General features: G+C 51.0%; 10 protein-coding genes. 9 read left to right on the forward strand and 1 reads right to left on the reverse strand.

The genetic code is table 11. The features are described 5' to 3' along the window. Positions 1-193: 193 nt before the first annotated feature. The 8 genes from HY774_27970 (at position 194) to HY774_28005 (ending at position 14,065) form a co-directional block, all read left to right on the forward strand. Positions 194-2,098 (forward strand): PEP/pyruvate-binding domain-containing protein, encoded by a 1,905-nt coding sequence (locus HY774_27970; protein MBI4752344.1) that lies wholly within the window; start codon positions 194-196, stop codon positions 2,096-2,098. Between the two features lie 252 nt (positions 2,099-2,350). Next, a complete protein-coding gene (locus HY774_27975; protein MBI4752345.1) occupies positions 2,351-3,892 on the forward strand; it encodes a bifunctional metallophosphatase/5'-nucleotidase in 1,542 nt (513 codons plus the stop codon). A gap of 525 nt (positions 3,893-4,417) precedes the next feature. Then, a complete protein-coding gene (locus tag HY774_27980) occupies positions 4,418-6,769 on the forward strand; it encodes an adenosylcobalamin-dependent ribonucleoside-diphosphate reductase (GenBank protein ID MBI4752346.1) in 2,352 nt (783 codons plus the stop codon). A 7-nt stretch (positions 6,770-6,776) separates the two neighbouring features. Beyond that, entirely contained in the window at positions 6,777-7,010 is a 234-nt protein-coding gene (locus tag HY774_27985) for a hypothetical protein (GenBank protein ID MBI4752347.1), read from the forward strand. Between the two features lie 189 nt (positions 7,011-7,199). Further along, the gene (locus HY774_27990) at positions 7,200-8,072 is read left to right on the forward strand and encodes an AAA family ATPase (protein ID MBI4752348.1); all 873 of its coding nucleotides are present in this window, start codon (positions 7,200-7,202) and stop codon (positions 8,070-8,072) included. Between the two features lie 259 nt (positions 8,073-8,331). Then, complete coding sequence (locus tag HY774_27995) at positions 8,332-9,303, forward strand: MarR family transcriptional regulator (GenBank protein ID MBI4752349.1); 972 nt, start codon at positions 8,332-8,334, stop codon at positions 9,301-9,303. A gap of 410 nt (positions 9,304-9,713) precedes the next feature. Continuing rightward, the gene (locus tag HY774_28000) at positions 9,714-10,574 is read left to right on the forward strand and encodes a helix-turn-helix transcriptional regulator (GenBank protein MBI4752350.1); all 861 of its coding nucleotides are present in this window, start codon (positions 9,714-9,716) and stop codon (positions 10,572-10,574) included. A 260-nt stretch (positions 10,575-10,834) separates the two neighbouring features. Then, positions 10,835-14,065: a PD40 domain-containing protein gene (locus HY774_28005; protein MBI4752351.1), complete on the forward strand. Its 3,231-nt coding sequence runs from the start codon at positions 10,835-10,837 to the stop codon at positions 14,063-14,065. Positions 14,066-14,297: 232 nt separating this feature from the next. Here HY774_28005 and HY774_28010 read toward each other — a convergent pair whose 3' ends face one another. Beyond that, a complete protein-coding gene (locus HY774_28010; GenBank protein MBI4752352.1) occupies positions 14,298-14,663 on the reverse strand; it encodes an RNA-binding protein in 366 nt (121 codons plus the stop codon). A gap of 510 nt (positions 14,664-15,173) precedes the next feature. On the opposite strand from HY774_28010, the gene ppc reads away from it, so the two are divergent. Next, positions 15,174-17,954 (forward strand): phosphoenolpyruvate carboxylase, encoded by a 2,781-nt coding sequence (ppc, locus tag HY774_28015; GenBank protein ID MBI4752353.1) that lies wholly within the window; start codon positions 15,174-15,176, stop codon positions 17,952-17,954. The last annotated feature ends 404 nt before the right edge of the window (positions 17,955-18,358 follow it).

Consider the following 18,358-nt stretch of genomic DNA (forward strand, 5'->3'; position numbering starts at 1 on the left):
TTGCCTGGGAAGACAAATTCAGGCGTGTTCTTCTTCGCTTTGAGCGCTATGCCCAACGTCATTTAGGCTTCAAACTTCTGGCCTTTACCCTCATCAACTTACGGGAGTTTTGTAAGGCTTAAAACTCGCAACCAGTTCTATAGTTCACCTTCGTCAACCAGTTTATTTCCAAAAAGAACAAGGTATTCGCTCCATGGTTTTGAAAGTGATTGGATCGTTCTTACTCCTGTGCGTACTGGTATTTCCAACCGTTGCTCTTCAAAAAAAGAAATCACCACATTTCCTGCATCAGCTTACAAAGCAAGCTGAATTTGACACGCTGAAACGGGTCTACTACCGGGGGCGGTTCGCTTCGATTCCGCATCTGATGTTTGTGATTGACCGCAATGAAAAGACGATTGCCTATGTGAACTCAAACCGCTACACGTTTCACACTGACTTTGTCTTTTCTAACTACTGGTCACTTGAACGCGGCGCGAAATTCTTTGAAAAGAATTATTTAAACCCAAACCGGCGGTTTATTCTGGGAACGCTGGCCTATCAAACTGAGGCGAAACTCTTCACGTTTGAATTTTGGGAAGGCGACCTGATCCCGAAAGAGCTGGTTGAATACACATTTTCCACGATCCAGAACTCATTTTTCGCGCCGATCAAATTTAAACCTAATTCGCTCCGACAAGAGCAGCTTTCCGACGAACTGCCCACCGTCCCCCGAATCCTGATTTCTGAACTGGAGCCGTTTAATACTGAAGAAATTATCCATCCTGGCGAAGCAGTCGGCATTTTGCGCCTGCGGGAAAATCTCCCGGATGAACAACCCGTCGAACCTGAAGACATCGTGATTTTCAAACAGGTCCCGATTTCGGTAACGCCGATTTCAGGCATTGTCACCACACGGCCTGGAACACCGCTGTCGCATCTCAATTTACTTTCCAAGACGTGGAACATTCCCAACGTCTTTGTCAAAGAGGCCGATGAAAAATACAAGGCGTTGCTCAACAAATGGGTCCGCCTCAAAGCCAGAAACGACGAAATTGTCATTGAACCTGTGGATGTCAATGCCACCAAGCGACTGAGTCCGCAGGTGGCGAAGCGGCTGCAACTCCAGGTGCCACGAGCCGACCTGAGCTGGAATCAGTTGACCGACCTGACTCAACAACGAAGCCGCGACGTCGTTCGCTTTGGTGCCAAATCAGCCAATCTCGGTCAGGTGGCACAGGCTAAAATCAAAGGTGTGATCGTCCCCGAAGGATTTACCATTCCTTTTGCCTGCTATGTGGAATTTGCCAAAAAGATTGGTCTGGAAGAACGCGTTCTGGAATTGCTCAACGACGAACACTTTCACCACGAACCAAAAGTCCGCAAAGTAAAGCTGGCTGAACTGCGTGCCTATGTGCAGACATCACCGATGCCGGAAGCATTAAAAGCAACTATTTTGGAAAAGGTCCATCGAGAATTTCCCACCGCCGGGCTTTTTGTCCGGAGTTCAACCAATGCTGAAGATTTACCCAACTTCAACGGCGCCGGGCTGTACACGACGGTGCCCAATGTCAAAGGTGACGACGCCCTGATTGAAGCGGTCAAAACGGTCTGGGCTTCAATCTGGAACTTCGAAGCCTTTGAAGCCCGCGAGGCCGCCAAAATTGATCATCTGGCGGTGTATCCGGCGGTGTTGTTGCAAACCGGCATCAACGCTGAGAGCGCCGGCGTGATGATTACCACCAACCCGTTTGATCCGCAGGATGCTGGCGGTGTCTATATCAACGCCAAGCGCGGATTGGGAATGAAAGTCGTTGAAGGCCAGAAGATACCGGAACAGATTATTTTTTCGACTCGGTCCAATGCCGTGCGGGTTCTCTCCCGATCAGGTGAAGACAGCCTCCTGACGTTTGATCAAAATGGAGGCGTCAAAGAAATTCAGTTTTTCTCAGACCGGGCCATTTTGACCGATGCCAGTGCCCGACGGTTGTCAGCCGCCGCGCTCAAGATCAAACACCTTTTCAATCAGAAAGAACAGGATATCGAATGGGCACTGGTCGGTGATCAGGTTTATATTCTGCAATCTCGACCCTATATTGACCCGCTCGCCCGACAGTGAGGGGTTTCAGCCCGATCTTAAAGCGGCAGAACGGGTTGAAAGTTTTGTTTATTTCAGACATTTTCGAATACCTGCCGCGCCACTCTGGGATAAAGCTCACTGATTATACCAATTTGCAATAGAATCCTCGCATTAGAAAACAGTCAAGTAATTCAATCAGATAAACTTAGTGAACTACTGACTACGAACTACTGACTACAAACTGGCATTAGACCCCGAGCTTTCGTAAAGAATAAGGACATCACACACCAGATGACTCACCTGACCTACATTTGCGGGCTGTTGCTTGTGTTTTCACCCTTCAGCCTCTTTGCCAAACCGGCTCAACCCATCGTTCCCCAATCAAAACCAAAAACCGTTTCAATCTTGTTTTTCAACGATGCCCATCAGGTGATGCCGATCAGCGATCACCTCGGTATCCGAGGGGGCGTGGCCCGGTTGAAAACCATTATTGACCAGGTCAAGCACGACAATCCGAACACACTGGTGGCGTTTGGTGGTGATCTGGCGGGTGGATTGCTTTTTGGTGCTGTCTTCCATGGTCACCCACAAGTACTTGCATTTAATCAGCTTCCGGTGGACGTAGCTTCGTTTGGGCAGCATGATTTTGATTTTGGATCGGCTGAAACCCGCAAACTGGTTGCTGAGTCAAAATTTGCCTGGATCACATCCAATCTGGTCGAACAATCGGGTCAGCCATTTGCCGGCGTTCCCCGGTACCTGATTCGTGAAGCTGGCGGCCTGAAAATTGGATTCATTGGGTTGACCGATGATTTTGACACCACACTGCCGGAAAACATCGTCACCCAACAAAATATTTTGCAATCCGCCAAATCTGCAGCTTCATCATTGCGCAAACAGGGTGCGGATTTGATCTTTGCTCTCTGTCAGGCAGATATGTCCAAAAACCTGCAAATGCTTGAACAAATTCCAGATATTGACGCGGTTTTTGGTGAAGAACAGTCTGAAAACCGAAGTATCATCCAGTTTGCAAACAACCGCCCCGTGCTCTCCCCTTGTGGAAATATCGGGTCAGTGGTTCAACTTGATATCGAACTGAACCAGGGCAAGTATGTTTTTTCAGTTCGGGTCCATTCAGTTGACGAAACGGTGGTCAGCGACCCCGAATTGCTCAAGATTGAACATCGGTATCAAACCGAGCTTGATACCAAACTGGCTCGCCCCCTGGCTCAGGTCAAAACACCTTTGCTTGCCGGATACAATACCGATCATGCCCTCCGACGACGTGAAACCAATATCGGCAACTTTGTGACAGATGCCTTTCGCCACCATTTTGGAACTGAAATCGGCCTGATCAACAGCGGTGGCATCCGGGCCGAAGCCGAAGGACCAACCTTTACTTTGAAAAATGCGGTGAGTTTGCTCCCTTTTGGAAACCGGCTGGTTGTTGCGAAATACACTGGCGCTCAGCTTCGGCAAGCCCTCGAACATGGCACCAGTCGGGTTGAAATTAATGGCGGGCGGCTATTGCTGGTTTCAGGGTTGAGTTACGAGTTTGATCCGAGAGCCCCGATTGGAAGACGGATTCAATGGGTTAAGGTCCAGGGGAAACCGCTCAAAGATGACCAAATCTATCGAGTGGCGCTTCCGAATTTCCTCCAACTCGGGGGAGAAGGCTTTGACATGTTCAAAACCGATACCCTTGAATCCGAGCCGCCCAATGGCTGGCCAGTTGATGTTGATGTCCTATCCGAATATGCCCGTACCCTGGGCGTGATTGATGTTGGAATTCAAGGCCGCATCGTGGCGAAGGATCAACTAAAGAGTGAGTAGCGAGGAGTGAAGGAGCGAAGGAGCGAGGAGCGAGGAGTCAACCCAAAACTCGCTCCTCGCTTTCTTTTTTGAGGTGCTGGCTGGCTGAAGTAGTGGTGGAAGGATTTTGGGACTGAAGATAATACCAATTTGCAATGGAGTCCTCGTATTAGTAAACAGTCAAGTGGTTCAACCAAATAAACTTAGCGGACTACTGACTACGAACTACTGACTACAATCTGGTATAACTGGTGGCTCTGATGAGTGAGAATCGGAACCCGGAACCCGGCTTTTCAAACCCTCAACCCTCATGATTTAAGTCACATCCAGAAGACCCCAGATACAACTACCCTGTAGACACCTTTTTTTCTGGCTTCGACTTCGGCCAGGAAATTGCTCTGTGTACATTCGTCATTTTTTCATTTTACCTACGGCACACGCTAACAGATTGATTTCAAATAACTTACAAAATCATCACTTTATTTTGACTGGTTAGCGTGCTGCGGAAATCTACTCAACCTTCCTTTCTTCAAGATGAAAACCATTATGTCCAAGCCAGTTGCTTCGCTCTCTCAACCAGTTCAATCAATTGGGATCAATGCTCAAACGGTCATTGCCAGACGCTATGCCCGCAAAGATATCAACGGACAACCGCTTGAAACCTGGCCGGAGATTGTCTCCCGTGTGGTCAAATATGTCGCCAAGGCTGAATCAGACCCTGACACCCGCCATCAGTTTCACCAGGAAGCAACCCAATTGTTGCTCAATCGCCAGTTTATCCCGAATACGCCGTGCCTGGTAAATGCCGGCCACGAACGCGCTCAACTTGCGGCCTGTTTTGTGCTCCCTATTGCAGATTCAATAGCCAGCATTATGGAACACGCCAAACAATGCGCCATCATTCATCAAACTGGCGGCGGGACTGGAATGACCTATGAATTGCTTCGCCCCGCTGGTGCCATCGTCAAATCAACCCATGGCGTGGCGTCCGGTCCGGTTTCGTTTATGAATATTGTCAACGCCACGACCGAGACAATCCGGCAGGGAGGCGTTCGACGTGGCGCGAATATGGGGATTCTGGCCATTCAACATCCAGATATTCTGCGCTTTATCCACGCCAAAAATGACCAGAACAGCCTTACGAACTTCAATATCTCCGTGACGGTGACCGATGCGTTTCTGCAGGCGGTTGAGCGCAACGAATGGTTTCAAACCGAGTTTGACGGCAAGCCCTGGGTGCAACCCATCATTGACCCGCTCACCGGGCAAAATTACGTGTTTGAAGGAACTGAACCGCCACAACCCGGCATGGTGTTTGCCCCCGATGTCTGGCAACGAATTGTCTTTTCAGCCTGGAAGTACGCTGAACCTGGTATCATCTTCATTGATGAAGTCAATCGCCGAAACCATGTCCTCAAGAGTTTGGGACGGATTTCGGCAAGTAATCCATGTGCTGAACAAATGCTCCATTCATATAATGCCTGCAATCTGGGCTCGCTCGACGTTGCGAAATTCGCAAATGAAGCTGGAGAGATTGACTGGGCCGGGCTTCAAAAAGCAATCCGCACCTGCGTTCGGTTTCTCGATAATGTCATTGAGATGTGCTTCTGGCCGCTTCCCGAAGTCAAACAGATGGTTTATCGCACCCGTCCGGTTGGGCTTGGAATTATGGGTTTTGCCGATTTGCTGCTTAAACAAAAGATTCGGTATGCCAGTCCTGAAAGTCTGAAAGTAGCTGAAGAACTCATGAGCTTTATTCGCCACGAAGCCTGGCTGGCCAGTTGCGAACTGGGCAAAGAAAAAGGCGGCTTCCCCGAGTTTGAACCAAATCACGAAGCCTACCAGTCATTTTTTGAGAATGAGTTACAAATTTCAGCCACCGAATGCACGCCACGTAACTATGAAGTCACCACCGTTGCCCCAACCGGTACGATTTCACTCGTGGCCGAAACCAGTTCAGGGATTGAACCAAACTTCAGTTGGGCCTATGTCCGGCGCGATACCATCGGAACACGGGTTTATGTCCATCCGCTGGCCGCCCGGGCACTTGGAATTGAATTTGATCCACAGGACCCGACCTCGATGGAGCGGGCAGCCACAGCAGTGTGTGACCGACAACGCCAGCTTCCAGTCGAGTTTATAACCTCGCACGAAATTTCTCCGGATGAGCACTTGCAGATGCTGGTGGCTTTTCAAAAACACGTGGACAACAGCATTTCCAAGACCGTGAATGGACCGGCTTCGCATACAATTGAACAAATTGATCAGCTTTTTCGAACGGCGGCCCGTCTTGGGGTCAAAGCTGTTTCCTACTATCGAGACAACAGCCGCGAAGGGCAGGTTTTAACCCAACTGGCCAGCCCCAAATCCAGCGAACCGCCCGCACCGACACCAGTTTCAACTCCACCAGAAGAGACCGTTGCGGTCATTGAACCAACCACCAAAAACCGACCCAAAGAGTTACAAGGCTGGACCTGGCAAATTCCATTTGAGGGCCAAAATCTCTATGTCACGGTCAACCACGATGGCACCAACGTGCTTGAAGTTTTTGCCACGGGGCCGGTGAGCGGTTCAGTCGGAATGCTTGTTTCGCGAATGCTTCGTGGTGGGTTTACGCCACCTGAAGTCGCCCGCATTTTAAATAAGGTCACTGGAACGCACGCGACGTGGTTTAACCGACGCTGTCTTTCAAGCCCGGAACAGGCGATTGCTGAATGTATCCTCCTGACAATGAACAGGTTAGAAGGAAAGATCGAACCTTCGTCCGGAAAAGTCGCTTCTGTCAAAGCAACCGCCTTACGCACCGGGTATCGTGCCTGTCCGGAATGTGGAAGTGAGGTCAACCATGCCTCAAACTGTGATATCTGCCCGGTTTGCGGGTGGTCGAAATGTACGTAGCAGGGTTGTGGCTTACCTTCGCCTGCAGGTTTTTGGATTTGCACCGCGAAGCGTTGCCGTTCGGACAGCCAGTCGGTTGGCCGCTTTGGGCCTACCACCGGCTAACTTTGCTCCATCCCTCCGGGATGAGAACCAAAAACCGACACGTGAAAGCTGGTGGCTCGAAGCTGAAGAAGACGGCGGAAGAACTGGTTTTATGTCATCCCTCATCCTTCATCCCTCATCCCTTCAATCGCCCTGAGCCCTCAGCCCTGGTTTTTTCAGCCCCAATTCCAGGGGGTGGGGTCTGGATTTAACCTTTATTCCTGCCCCCCCCTTCTGATTTCCTGCCTTTTCTATGCCCCCCCCTTCGTTTTTAATACTAATTCTTACCCCCCTCCCCCGGAATTAACTTCATTTTTCGCTGTGTCTCTGGTATACATGGCTGGATATGAAGGCTCATCAATTTTTTGGACTCCTCGAAAATTGTTTTGCTCCCTCACCCAACCCCCGATATCTCTTTTTGACTGACCAAATCAGTGCCTGTTTATTTAAATGCCGGTTTGTGATCGAAGAACGTCAAGGGTTATCAGCCATTATCGGCAAGGTCGGGTTTGGGAAAACCAGCGTCGTACGCTGTCTGGTGGACGGGTACATCGATAATCCTGATTATCGAATTGTGCTTTTGCCCAACGGGAATTTTCCGTCCGAAATGCAACTGGCCAAAACCATTTCTGATGAACTTGGTATTTCCAAGCGCCGATCAATGCTTGGGCAATTGCACGAAATTCGGGATTTTGCGATTGAGACCTATCATAAAGGCGGCAATGTCGTGATTTTTATTGACGAAGCCCAGGCCCTGCGTGGCAGTCAATTTGATTTTCTGCGGGAATTACTCAATTTCGAGACCAATGAATCGAAAGTGATTCAAATCGTGATTGCCGGCCAGCCCGAGATTGAAATGAAACTGGCCACCAAATCGGCCCTGGTTTCCCGCATTATTTTGACCAGTTATTTAGACACCTTCACGTTGGAAGATATGGTGAAAGCCATTGAACATCGAGTTCGGGTTGCCGGCGGGCAGCTCGACCAGGTGATGAACGAAAAAGCCCTGCATAGCCTGTATATTGCTTCGCGGGGCATCCCGCGTGAAATTGTCAAAATAGCCAATGCCGCCATGTTACTGGCTGCCATTAACGAAATTCGGCCAATCTCGGCGGAACTCGTTGAACTGGCAGTTGATAACATTCTGCAGTCCGAGGAAAGTCTGCATGTCGGACCAACCGAAGAAGCCACTGAACTTCGCCGAAGCGCTGCGGATTAAACACGGTGCGGCTCGATCCGGCCAATCTCAGTCTGCAGTTCCTGCTTCTCCCGCCGAAGAAAGCCTGACCGGGGGTATACCGGCTCAGGTCGTTCAGCTTCCATCTATTTCACCTCCACAACCACTTCCAGGCCCACCTCCTCCATCTCCAGCACCCGAAACTGGCACCAATCAAGCCCAATCACAACCTTCTGAAACCACCAACAAAACAGGCAAACGGGGACGTCCGAGGAAAAATTCATCGGAATCCACTAGCCTAGTGGATTTAAATAACCCAAAGAATAAAAATGATTTTTTGGGTTATTTTTTTACTAGCCTAGTGGATTTAAATAACCCAGCCGAAAAAAATAAAAAAAGCCTATTTAATGACCCAAACATCAATTTATTGGCCAGTCTTCCAACGACCGACGGCTACTTAAAATTACACCGACAAATCGTTGACTTTTTATATCCCCAGCTTGATCCAGCAGAACAGGCGATTCACCTCCAACTCTACAGACTCTCCTGGGGATATAATAAAACCACTTGCATCATAGGGTTACCTAAACTTGCCCAGCGCTCTGGAATGTCAACTTCAGCCGCCCAGCAAGCCGTCAATCGCCTGATGACAAAAGGGCTTATCAAAAAGGTCCGCATGATCTTAGGAAAAGGCATCGAACAGGGGGTTGAGTACGAGGTTCCATTACCCGATAGCCTATTTAATTCCACTAGCCTACCGGAATCCACTAGCCTAGTGGATTTAAATAGCATAATAGAAAATAAATACATAATAGAAAATTTTGACGCGCGCGCGCCCATGCGCGACACGCGTGCGAGGGCCGCTTCGCGAAATAAAAAGATCCAAACCCATTTCCAAACGTTGACCGGTAAACCGTGGCTTCCAACTGATGAACAGGCGCTGGACCTCATCGAACACCTTGGCGAAGACGCCATCGTCGAAATGATGACCCGCATCAGGCAACGCAGCCCAGAACCGATTGGAAGCTTTGCCTACTTTGCCAGAGCCATCATTCGCGAACTGCAGTTTCCAGAGCCACTCACCAACCTTGCGCTCAAACACCGTATCGCGGCCATTGTCGCCGAACTGAGAGAACTCCGAATCGGAGAATCCTATCCACCATCGGAACTGGTTCACGATTTGAAAAACCGCTGCCTGCAAGAAGACCTGCCCTGGAACGATGACCTGGTCAACGCAGTGCTCGCCAACGAAAACAAATCAAAACCAAAGTAGCGAAAGTGGAAGCCATCGGAATTTGCTTAAATCGCCTAAAACGCCCGTAAAGGGACGAAAAAACCGGAAACCAGCCTGCTACGTCATGTCACCCAGAAAAACACGCCAGAGAGCCGATAAACGCAATTAAACGCATACTCTCAAGCCACACTGTGGTCAGGAAACATCCCCGAAACAAAACATCACGTTTCCGAAAACAAACCCAATCGAAGGGAACGCGACCGAAAAACCAGCGATTCCACTCCACAAACCACATCCGAAAAGGTCAGGCTTTGCCGGCGGACCTCCTCCCCAAAACCCCAATGCAACCCATGCCCGGTTTGCTCCGTACTGGCTCGACATCCAAAGCCAAACCAACTCTGTTTCCAATCCACATCAGGCCAAGCATTCACTTTCACGGGGGGTCAGTGATGAAACCAGTCACCATCTCCGCTCAGCCGGGTTTGAGCGCCCCGCCAGAACCGTTTTACGGGATGACTCGTGAACGCTGGCGACTGACCGGAATTACCTTCTCGGAATCGAGTTATCCGTCGGGGTTGACCATGGCCCGGCACGACCACAACCATCCCTACTGCAGCTTCGTCCTGGCTGGCGCCTACACCGAAACCGTCGGTTCAAAAACCCGCTCGGTTGAATCGCACCACATTACGTTTCATCCCCGCGAAGAGGCTCACGCCGTCGGGTTTGGAAACCATCCGACACGGATCTTCCGGGTGGAATTCAATACCGACTGGCTGGTTGAACTGGTCGGAAATCACCGGACGCTGCACCTGCCGCTGCACCTGCGCAACGAACCGTTCAAACGTCACCGGGTTGCCCTGTACCGCGAATTTTCCCGCCAGGACCGATGGTCGGCCCTGGCCGTGGAAGGGATCGTGCTCGAACTGATCGCCGAGCTTGGCCGGTTGCTCGAAACGCGATCCAGCCCGTGCCGTCAGCCACTCTGGATTCAGCAAATCCGCGAGCAATTGGAGGCTGAGTTTCTGACGCCTCCATCACTGACCCAACTGGCGCAATCGGTCAATATTCATCCGGTAACCGTGGCGAAAACTTTCCGCTCTGTTTTTCACGTTACAATGAGTGAGTTCATCCGTCAGCAACGCATCGAATTTGCTTGTGATCAGCTATTACAAAGCCAGTTACCGATTAACCAAATTGCGCTTGAATCAGGGTTTTATGATCAGAGCCATTTTACGAATGCCTTTAAGCGGGTCATGGGAGTAACTCCGGCTGAATATCGTACAATAAATCAAAAAACTGTAGATTTGTAATTCTCTCCGCTTTTTTTTGATGTCAGCCTGGTTGCCATTTCTTCCACCACAACTGACTGTATCTCAAGCCGTCCATTTTCGACTTTGAACATCAGGGCTGAAGTTAATTTTTCCAACCACCCTAATTTTTTCCAAGACAGAATCAATTGTCTGAAAATAGAGTCACAACTGGCGCCGTAAAGAGTTCCTGCCAGCATCCTGCCGGCATCTGAACACAGCACGTGACTTTGGTGGAAACTTCAAAATCGAGGGATGGAAATATGAGACAATGGTTGTGGTTGGCATTGGTGTTTGGACTGTGGTCACTGTCGGTTGGCGGGCAACCGTCTGAAAAGCGATTGTATGCACGGGTGACGGCAAACCAAACCCAGATTGTATTTAGCCTGGCGGGTGATCTATGGACGGTTGATAAAGCTGGCGGCAGTGCCCGGCAACTCACCAATACTCCCGACGAAGAAGGAATGCCAGCCTTTTCTCCTGATGGACAACAGCTTGCTTTTTCACGCCAGTCAGGTGGCAACTGGGACATGTACCTGATGCCGGCAAGCGGTGGCGAAGCCCGGCGGCTGACGTTTCATCCACGCAATGACGTTGTTGTTGGGTGGCATCCGGATGGAAAACACATTCTCTATCGCTCAAGTGCCAGTGGCGTGCCGAAGCTGTATTCTTTGGCCGTGGATGGTGTCTTGCCGACTGAATTGCCCTTTGATCGAGCGTTCACCGGGTCATTTTCGCCAGATGGAAACCGGGTTGCTTTTAATCCAAACCTTTCGTTGAGCGACTGGCGCTACTATCGGGGCGGCTATCAGGGCCAGATCTGGCTCACTGAAGTGAAAACAGGTGTCACGGAGCGGGTGCCACAACTCGATTTCAATAATGACGTGCCGGTATGGATTGGGAATACCATCTATTTTTTGTCTGACCGAACTGGTGTTCACAACCTTTTTGCCTTTGATGTGAAAACCCGGCGCACAACACAGCTTACCAGCTTTGAACAATTTGGAATTCAAACCCTGGGCCAGGGACCACATTCGCTCGTTTTTGTCCGCGATGGCCAGTTGTATCTTTTTGAACTGGATAAACCGGGGCCCGCGCCTGTTTCTGTTTCGCTCACGGCCTCAGCGCCTGAGCGGTTGCCGCGAACGGTTGATGCGTCGCGGTTGATTGATTCGGTTGCCTTTGGAATGTCAGGTGATTCCCTGGTGGTTGGTGCCCGAGGGGAGGTATTTCTGGTTGAGCCAGCCACCGGGAAAAAGACAAACCTGACGCAAACTTCAGGCATTGCCGAACGCTGGCCGGTGGTGTCACCCGATGGAAAATGGGTCGCCTATTTCTCAGACGAAACGGGTGAATATCAGTTATGCGTGAAAACGACGTCAGGCTCAGGGGCGGTCAAACGGCTGGCCATCGAAGCCAAACCGTCATTTTACCGCGATTTGCTCTGGTCGCCGGATGGCAAAAAACTGGTCTTTTGTGACCGCCGGCTTGGGGTCTGGCTGGCTGAACTTGATCAGGAAAAGGTATCTCGCATTGATACCACACCCTATTCATATCAAATTGATTGGAATTTGAACTGGTCGCCGGATGGACGCTGGCTGGCCTATTCCAAAAGTCTTGCCAGCCGAATTCGGACCATCTTTTTGTATGACACCGACAATCGGCAACTCCACCAGATGACCAGCGGAAAAATCTGGGCTGAATTTCCCTGTTTTGATGCCGGTGGAAAGTACCTGTATTTTGTTTCAAGTCCAAATGCCGCGCTCAGTGGCTATGGATGGGGTGTCTTAAACGGTGTGATGGCTCGTCCGGGCATTACCCGGCGATTGCACCTGGTTACCCTTCGGGAATCTGACCCGCTCCCGTTTTTACCGGATGGCAAACCAAACCCGGCGGCACAGGCTGACGAAGTGCTGACCAGTATCACGATTGATTTTGCCAACCTGGCCACCCGGATGGTCAATGTTCCGGTACCAGAGCAGGATTTTGTGCAAGTGCTGCCCGGCAAACCGGGTATGGTGTTTGCGCTCACCAATGAATGGCCGTCGCCGCCAGTCTTTACGGCCCGTCCACAGAGAACCCTTTTCCAATGGAATCTGACATCTGCCAGTAAACTTGAAAAAATTGCCGAGAATACGCCCCTGGTCACTGTTTCCGGTGACGGTACAACCCTTTTCTATCAGGCTGATCGAAATTGGATTGTGGTTTCAACCGCCAATGCGCCCTCGGCTGAAAAGAAAAAGGTTGACCTTTCAAAGCTGGAACTGAACCTGGATCCATCCGCCGAATGGAAGCAACTGTATCGTGAAAGCTGGCACATCATGCGCGACTGGTTTTATGACCCAAATTTTCATGGTCAGGATCTGGCGTTTCTCGAACACCACTATGCGGCGTATTTACCAGGCATCACCCGTCGGGCTGATCTCAACACGCTGTTGAACCGAATGCTGGGCCATGTTTCAGTCAGTCACCTGGTAGTAGATGGTGGAGATGTTCCGCCTCCGGCTGGCCAGCCATCTCGTGGGGGTCTCCTGGGGGCAGATTTTGAAATTGCCGAAGGAAAATACCGGTTCAAACGCATACTCAGAACCAGCACGCTTGAGGATCCGCTCGGGTTTGTTCCAGCACCGCTTGACCGACCTGATGCCCGTGTGGCGGATGGTTCGTTTGTCCTGGCGATTGATGGAAAACCAGTGGAGGTTTCCAAACCAATTGATCTGTATCTGGAAGGCAAAGCCAATCGTCCGGTTCAACTTACGGTTGCTTCCGATGCCAGTGGGCGCAATTCGCAGACGCTGACGGTGTATCCACTTGCCAATGAGGCAACACTTCGGGCGGCCAATCAGGTCAAGGCATTTCAAAAACGGGTTGAAGAGGTTTCTCACGGCCAGCTTGGCTATGTGTATGTCGCCAATTACGGGGCGGCGACCATGGATGCCATTCGTGGATTGCTTGGAAACAGCCAGCGGAAAGGTGTCATCATTGACCAGCGGTATAATGGAGGCGGGATCACACCTGATTTTCTGATTGAATGGTTACAGCGTAAACCGTTGTATTTCTATACCTTCCGCGAAGGAGACGACATTGCAACCCCGGTCAATCCCGGTCCACAAGTGAAAGTATTGATGACCAACGAACTCAACGGCTCGGCTGCCGAAACATTTGCCTTGATGTTCAAACTGGCCAAACTGGGGCCCATTGTCGGAAAGCGAACCTTTGGCGGAGGCATCGGACCCTATTTCCCGACGCCAGATCTCATTGACGGAGGTTTTGTCCAGTTGCCCAATCGGGCTGCCTACCAGTCGGACGGCACCTCCTGGGGGATTGAAAACATTGGTGTCAGCCCAACCATTGATGTTGACATCCTTCCGACTGATGTTTTGGCGGGTCGCGACCCGCAGCTTGAAAAGGCAATTGAGGCAGCACTGGCCGAACTCAAAAAAACGAACCCCCCGACGGTTCGAAAGCCGAAATATCCGATCCATCCGAAATGATAGGGCTGAAGAATATCGGGCTGAAGAATATCGGGCTTGGGGCTGAAGACTCGCAAGCTCAGAGCTGAAGAAACTGGGTAAAACCAACCTCAACCCCACTGTCTTCAGCCCGACTTCTTCAGCCCGAAGTCTTCAGCCCCTGGTTTTTCCCCAAAAACAACAACCCCCTGGTTGTGTAACCACGACCAGGGGGTTGAATGTTGTAACGATCAGGGGCGATCAGATGGAGAAATTACCAGCGTGATCCGCCGCCACGATGACCGCCGCCACCGCCGCCGCCGCGGTGACCACCACCGCCGCCGCCACGATGACCGCCGCCGCCGAAGCCGCCGCCGCGATTGCCGCCGCCACGTTCTTCACGAGGACGGGCTTCGTTCACGGTCAGGGTCCGACCATCAAGTTCGGTGCCATGGAACTGGGAAATTGCGCGCATACCATCTTCTTTGGAGGCCATTTCGACAAAACCAAAACCGCGTGAGCGGCCAGTTTCACGATCAACCACGACAGTGGCGCTATCAACGGTACCAGCCTGGGCGAACAACTGGCTCAAATCTTCTTCAACGGTTTTAAAGGACAGGTTGCCAACGTAGAGCTTCATAAACTTAAATTCTCACCATTCTAAATAGGAGCAGGAAGCGAAATCCAAGTGGGTTCGGTGAATCTGACAGCAAACAAAACTTGCTTTGAAAAGTACCCAGAGAGGCTTCTGCAGGTTATGACCACCCTCTCAAACAATCCCAACCTACCGCCAGTTCACCCAAACAAGAAGCTACGAGGCAAATCACCGAAGGCCGAATGAGAGGAAAAAAGAACTCGGCGCAGTATGGGGGAAGAATTCCAAAAAGGCAAGCATCTGTTGCAAAAAAATTGTGGGTTTATTCTTCCAAAATACTTCTTCCCATTTGAGATTGACACAAGCACTGCCAATTCAAACTCAAATTTGGGAAAACACCTCAGCCCGCAAAACCAGCGGCGACTTTTTCGATGGCGATAACCGTGGTTTCTGTGATTCAAACAAGTTTTGACATAAACTCCACTCTTGGACACAATCCTCACTTTTTGAGTTCCCCCAGAATTTCTGATTCCTTCAGATGCAGGCTTTACTTCCATGACAGAAAAACCACTCTGGCATCCCCAGAATCAGGCAGAACGCCTGACCGAATTACTCAGTCAGGATCGAGCCGTTAAAGACACCCCCTTACGGCGTGATGTGCGCCTCCTTGGCCGCTTGCTTGGCGATGTGGTCAAAGAACAGGTCGGCCAAACACTGTTTGAAAAAGTCGAAGAACTCCGTCAACTGGCGATTCAGCACCGCGAACGGGTCATCCGTCAGGATACAACCGACACCGAAGCCGACTTAATGGCCCGGTTTGAAGTCCAGGTCGCTGGCGTTTCGCTTGAAGATGCCTACCGGTTGACCAAATCGTTTGCCATTTATTTTGAGTTGACCAATCTGGCTGAGACCAATCACCGCAAACGTCGTCGCCGGGCGGCATTGCTGGCCAGTGGACGGAACTCTGAACCTGGAACGTTCCGCGGGACCCTTGACCGCCTCAAAGAACACGGCTACACGCTCAACGAGGTACTTGACCAGCTTCGGAAGATCGAAGCCGTTCCCGTGTTTACCGCCCATCCCACCGAAGTTGCCCGCCGGACGGTGTTGTTTAAACGGCGTCGGATTCTGGCTGAGCTGGCGGCCCTTGACCGGCTTCCGCTCACCGAAGTTGAAGCCCTGCGCAGTGAAGCCGCCATTTCGGGTGAAATCACCGCCCTCTGGCAAACCGATCAAATCCAGCGTCGAAATCCGACCGTGCGTGACGAAATCAAAATGGGGCTGGATTATTTCCCTGGATGTTTGATTGAAACGATTCCAGTGGTGTATGCCGAACTGGCCCAGGCGTTGTGCGACGTGTATGACGTTGAAGTATCACCTTCGGACTTACCAGGCATGGTCCGGTTTGGGTCCTGGATTGGTGGCGACCGCGACGGAAACCCATTTGTCACGGCAGCCCGCACCGAAGATGCGCTTCGGATGGCCCGAGGCGTAATTTTGGAGTATTACATTCGCCAGATCCATGAACTTTTAAAATACCTGAGTTCTTCGGTTGGGCAGGTAGATGCCTCGACTGAATTGACTTCGGCGGTGGCAGCGTATCGTGAACGATTTAAACAGGTAAACCCGGCCAATCCTGCCCGTTCGTCGCACGAACTCTACCGGTGTTTTCTTGATTTTGTGCTCCATCGGCTGGAAGCGACGCGCACCACACCGACTCATATTGATGCGTATGCCGACACCAGCGAATTTCGCGACGACTTGCAGCTTTTGTGCCGCAGTCTGGCCGCTCATCGCGGTGAGCGGATTGCCCGATTGGAATTGGAGCCGTTGCTCAGGCAGGTTCAGACATTCGGGTTTCACCTGGTGACGCTGGATATCCGCCAGCATGGCCGGGTGCATTCAACTGCGGTGAAAGAACTTTCCCAGGGAAATCAATTCACTCTCGAAGCTTCCACGGCGTTGCCGGCACCATCGGCGACAACGCTGGAGCTTCTGGAAACACTCCGCACCATTGCCCGTCTCAAATCAAGCTATCCATCGGAAACCATGGAACGCTATATCATCAGCGGTTCCGAGTCGGAAGCTGATATTTTGAATTGCCGATGGCTGTGCGAACTGGGCGGCATTCGAACCGGTGGCAATCCAGCCCGTGGCGACCATGGATTGATGCCGGTTCCGCTGTTTGAATCCATCGAAGACTTACGCAACAGCCCGCGAATCTGTCGGGCGCTGTGGACATCTCCGGCCTATCAATCGCTGCTTGATGCCTGGGGACGCGAACAGGAAGTGATGCTTGGCTATTCCGACTCAAACAAAGACGGCGGCATGATGACGAGTTCCTGGGAGTTATACAAAGCTCATCGCGAACTACATCGGGTGGCTGAGGAAACCGGCGTGAAGCTCCGGCTGTTCCACGGACGCGGCGGCACGGTGGGCCGCGGCGGCGGTCCGACGCATCGGGCGATTATTTCGCAGCCGGTTGGTGCCTTTACTGGACATATCAAAATCACTGAACAAGGCGAAGTTCTCAATTGGAAATATTCAGATCCCATTTTGGCTGAGCGAAACCTGGAACTCATGATTGCCGCTTCGCTCGAGGCCCTGACCCGAACTGGAACCCCAGACACACCGCCGGGCCCTGAAATTGAAGCGGCGATGGATATGATGTCGGGGCTTGCGTTTGAATTTTACCGAATCAACATTGTCGAAAATCCTGATATTTTGACCTACTTTGAAGAAGCCACCCCGGTGAGCGAATTACAACACGCCCGGATTGGTTCGCGTCCGGCACGCCGAAGCGAACGCCGCGGGTTACATGACTTGCGGGCGATCCCGTGGGTCTTTGGCTGGATGCAAAGCCGCCACGTCGTGCCCGGTTGGTTTGGGGTTGGAACGGCGCTTGAATGTTTTGCCCGATCACAACCAGAAAATCTGACCCTGTTGCGCCAGATGATGCGGGATTTTGTGTTGTTTACCGATATGGTCCGCAACGTGGAAATGAGCCTGGCCAAAGCGGACTTAAACATTGCCCGCCGGTATGCCGCACTGGTTTCAAACAGTGCTCTCCGGGAACGGGTTTTTTCACTGATCGAAACCGAATTTCATCGCACGCGCCAGATGGTGCTTGAAATCACCGAGCAAAGCCGGTTGCTGGAAGCCAATCCGGTTTTGGCTCGTTCAATCCAACTGCGAAACCCTTATGTTGACCCAATGAGTTTTCTCCAAATCGAACTCCTGCGCCGCAAACGGGCTGGTGAATCGAGCGAAGAACTCAACTATGCCCTGGCAACCACCATCAATGGGATTGCTGCCGGATTGAGAAATACAGGGTGACAAGATGACGATTGGATTTTCCGAGCCCATCACCCACTCCTGAATATTCTAAGCCTGAGCGAAAATTCAACCCATTCGGAAAAAAAGAAAAAACTGGCTCTTTGGTATTTCCCGTGGAAACGAACGAAATCTCAAAAACGAATATTGATTCTAAAGAACTTACCGGTTCAGATTTTCATCAAAATGCTAATTTTCACGGGAAATACCAAAGAGCCAAAAAACTTTGAGCATTTTGAAGCGAAAATTTCGCGTTTGGTTATGAAGGTCAAACTAAATCTCAAAACTCGTACCTTTTGTGGAAGGATTACTGCCTGTAATTATGTGAAAAATAGATGTAACCTGGATACACCACTGAGAATCAGTGGTCACTCTGTCGTTTTGTAACCATGGTTCGCGCCGCAGGT

Source organism: Acidobacteriota bacterium (genome assembly GCA_016208495.1).
Lineage (GTDB): Bacteria > Acidobacteriota > Blastocatellia > Chloracidobacteriales > Chloracidobacteriaceae > JACQXX01.

Coding starts and splice junctions, on each gene's coding strand:
- HY774_27970 (MBI4752344.1), top strand. CDS start 194: ATGGTTTTGAAAGTGATTGGATCGTTCTTACTCCTGTGCGTACTGGTA.
- HY774_27975 (MBI4752345.1), top strand. CDS start 2,351: ATGACTCACCTGACCTACATTTGCGGGCTGTTGCTTGTGTTTTCACCC.
- HY774_27980 (MBI4752346.1), top strand. CDS start 4,418: ATGTCCAAGCCAGTTGCTTCGCTCTCTCAACCAGTTCAATCAATTGGG.
- HY774_27990 (MBI4752348.1), top strand. CDS start 7,200: ATGAAGGCTCATCAATTTTTTGGACTCCTCGAAAATTGTTTTGCTCCC.
- HY774_28000 (MBI4752350.1), top strand. CDS start 9,714: ATGAAACCAGTCACCATCTCCGCTCAGCCGGGTTTGAGCGCCCCGCCA.
- HY774_28005 (MBI4752351.1), top strand. CDS start 10,835: ATGAGACAATGGTTGTGGTTGGCATTGGTGTTTGGACTGTGGTCACTG.
- HY774_28010 (MBI4752352.1), bottom strand. CDS start 14,663: ATGAAGCTCTACGTTGGCAACCTGTCCTTTAAAACCGTTGAAGAAGAT.
- ppc (MBI4752353.1), top strand. CDS start 15,174: ATGACAGAAAAACCACTCTGGCATCCCCAGAATCAGGCAGAACGCCTG.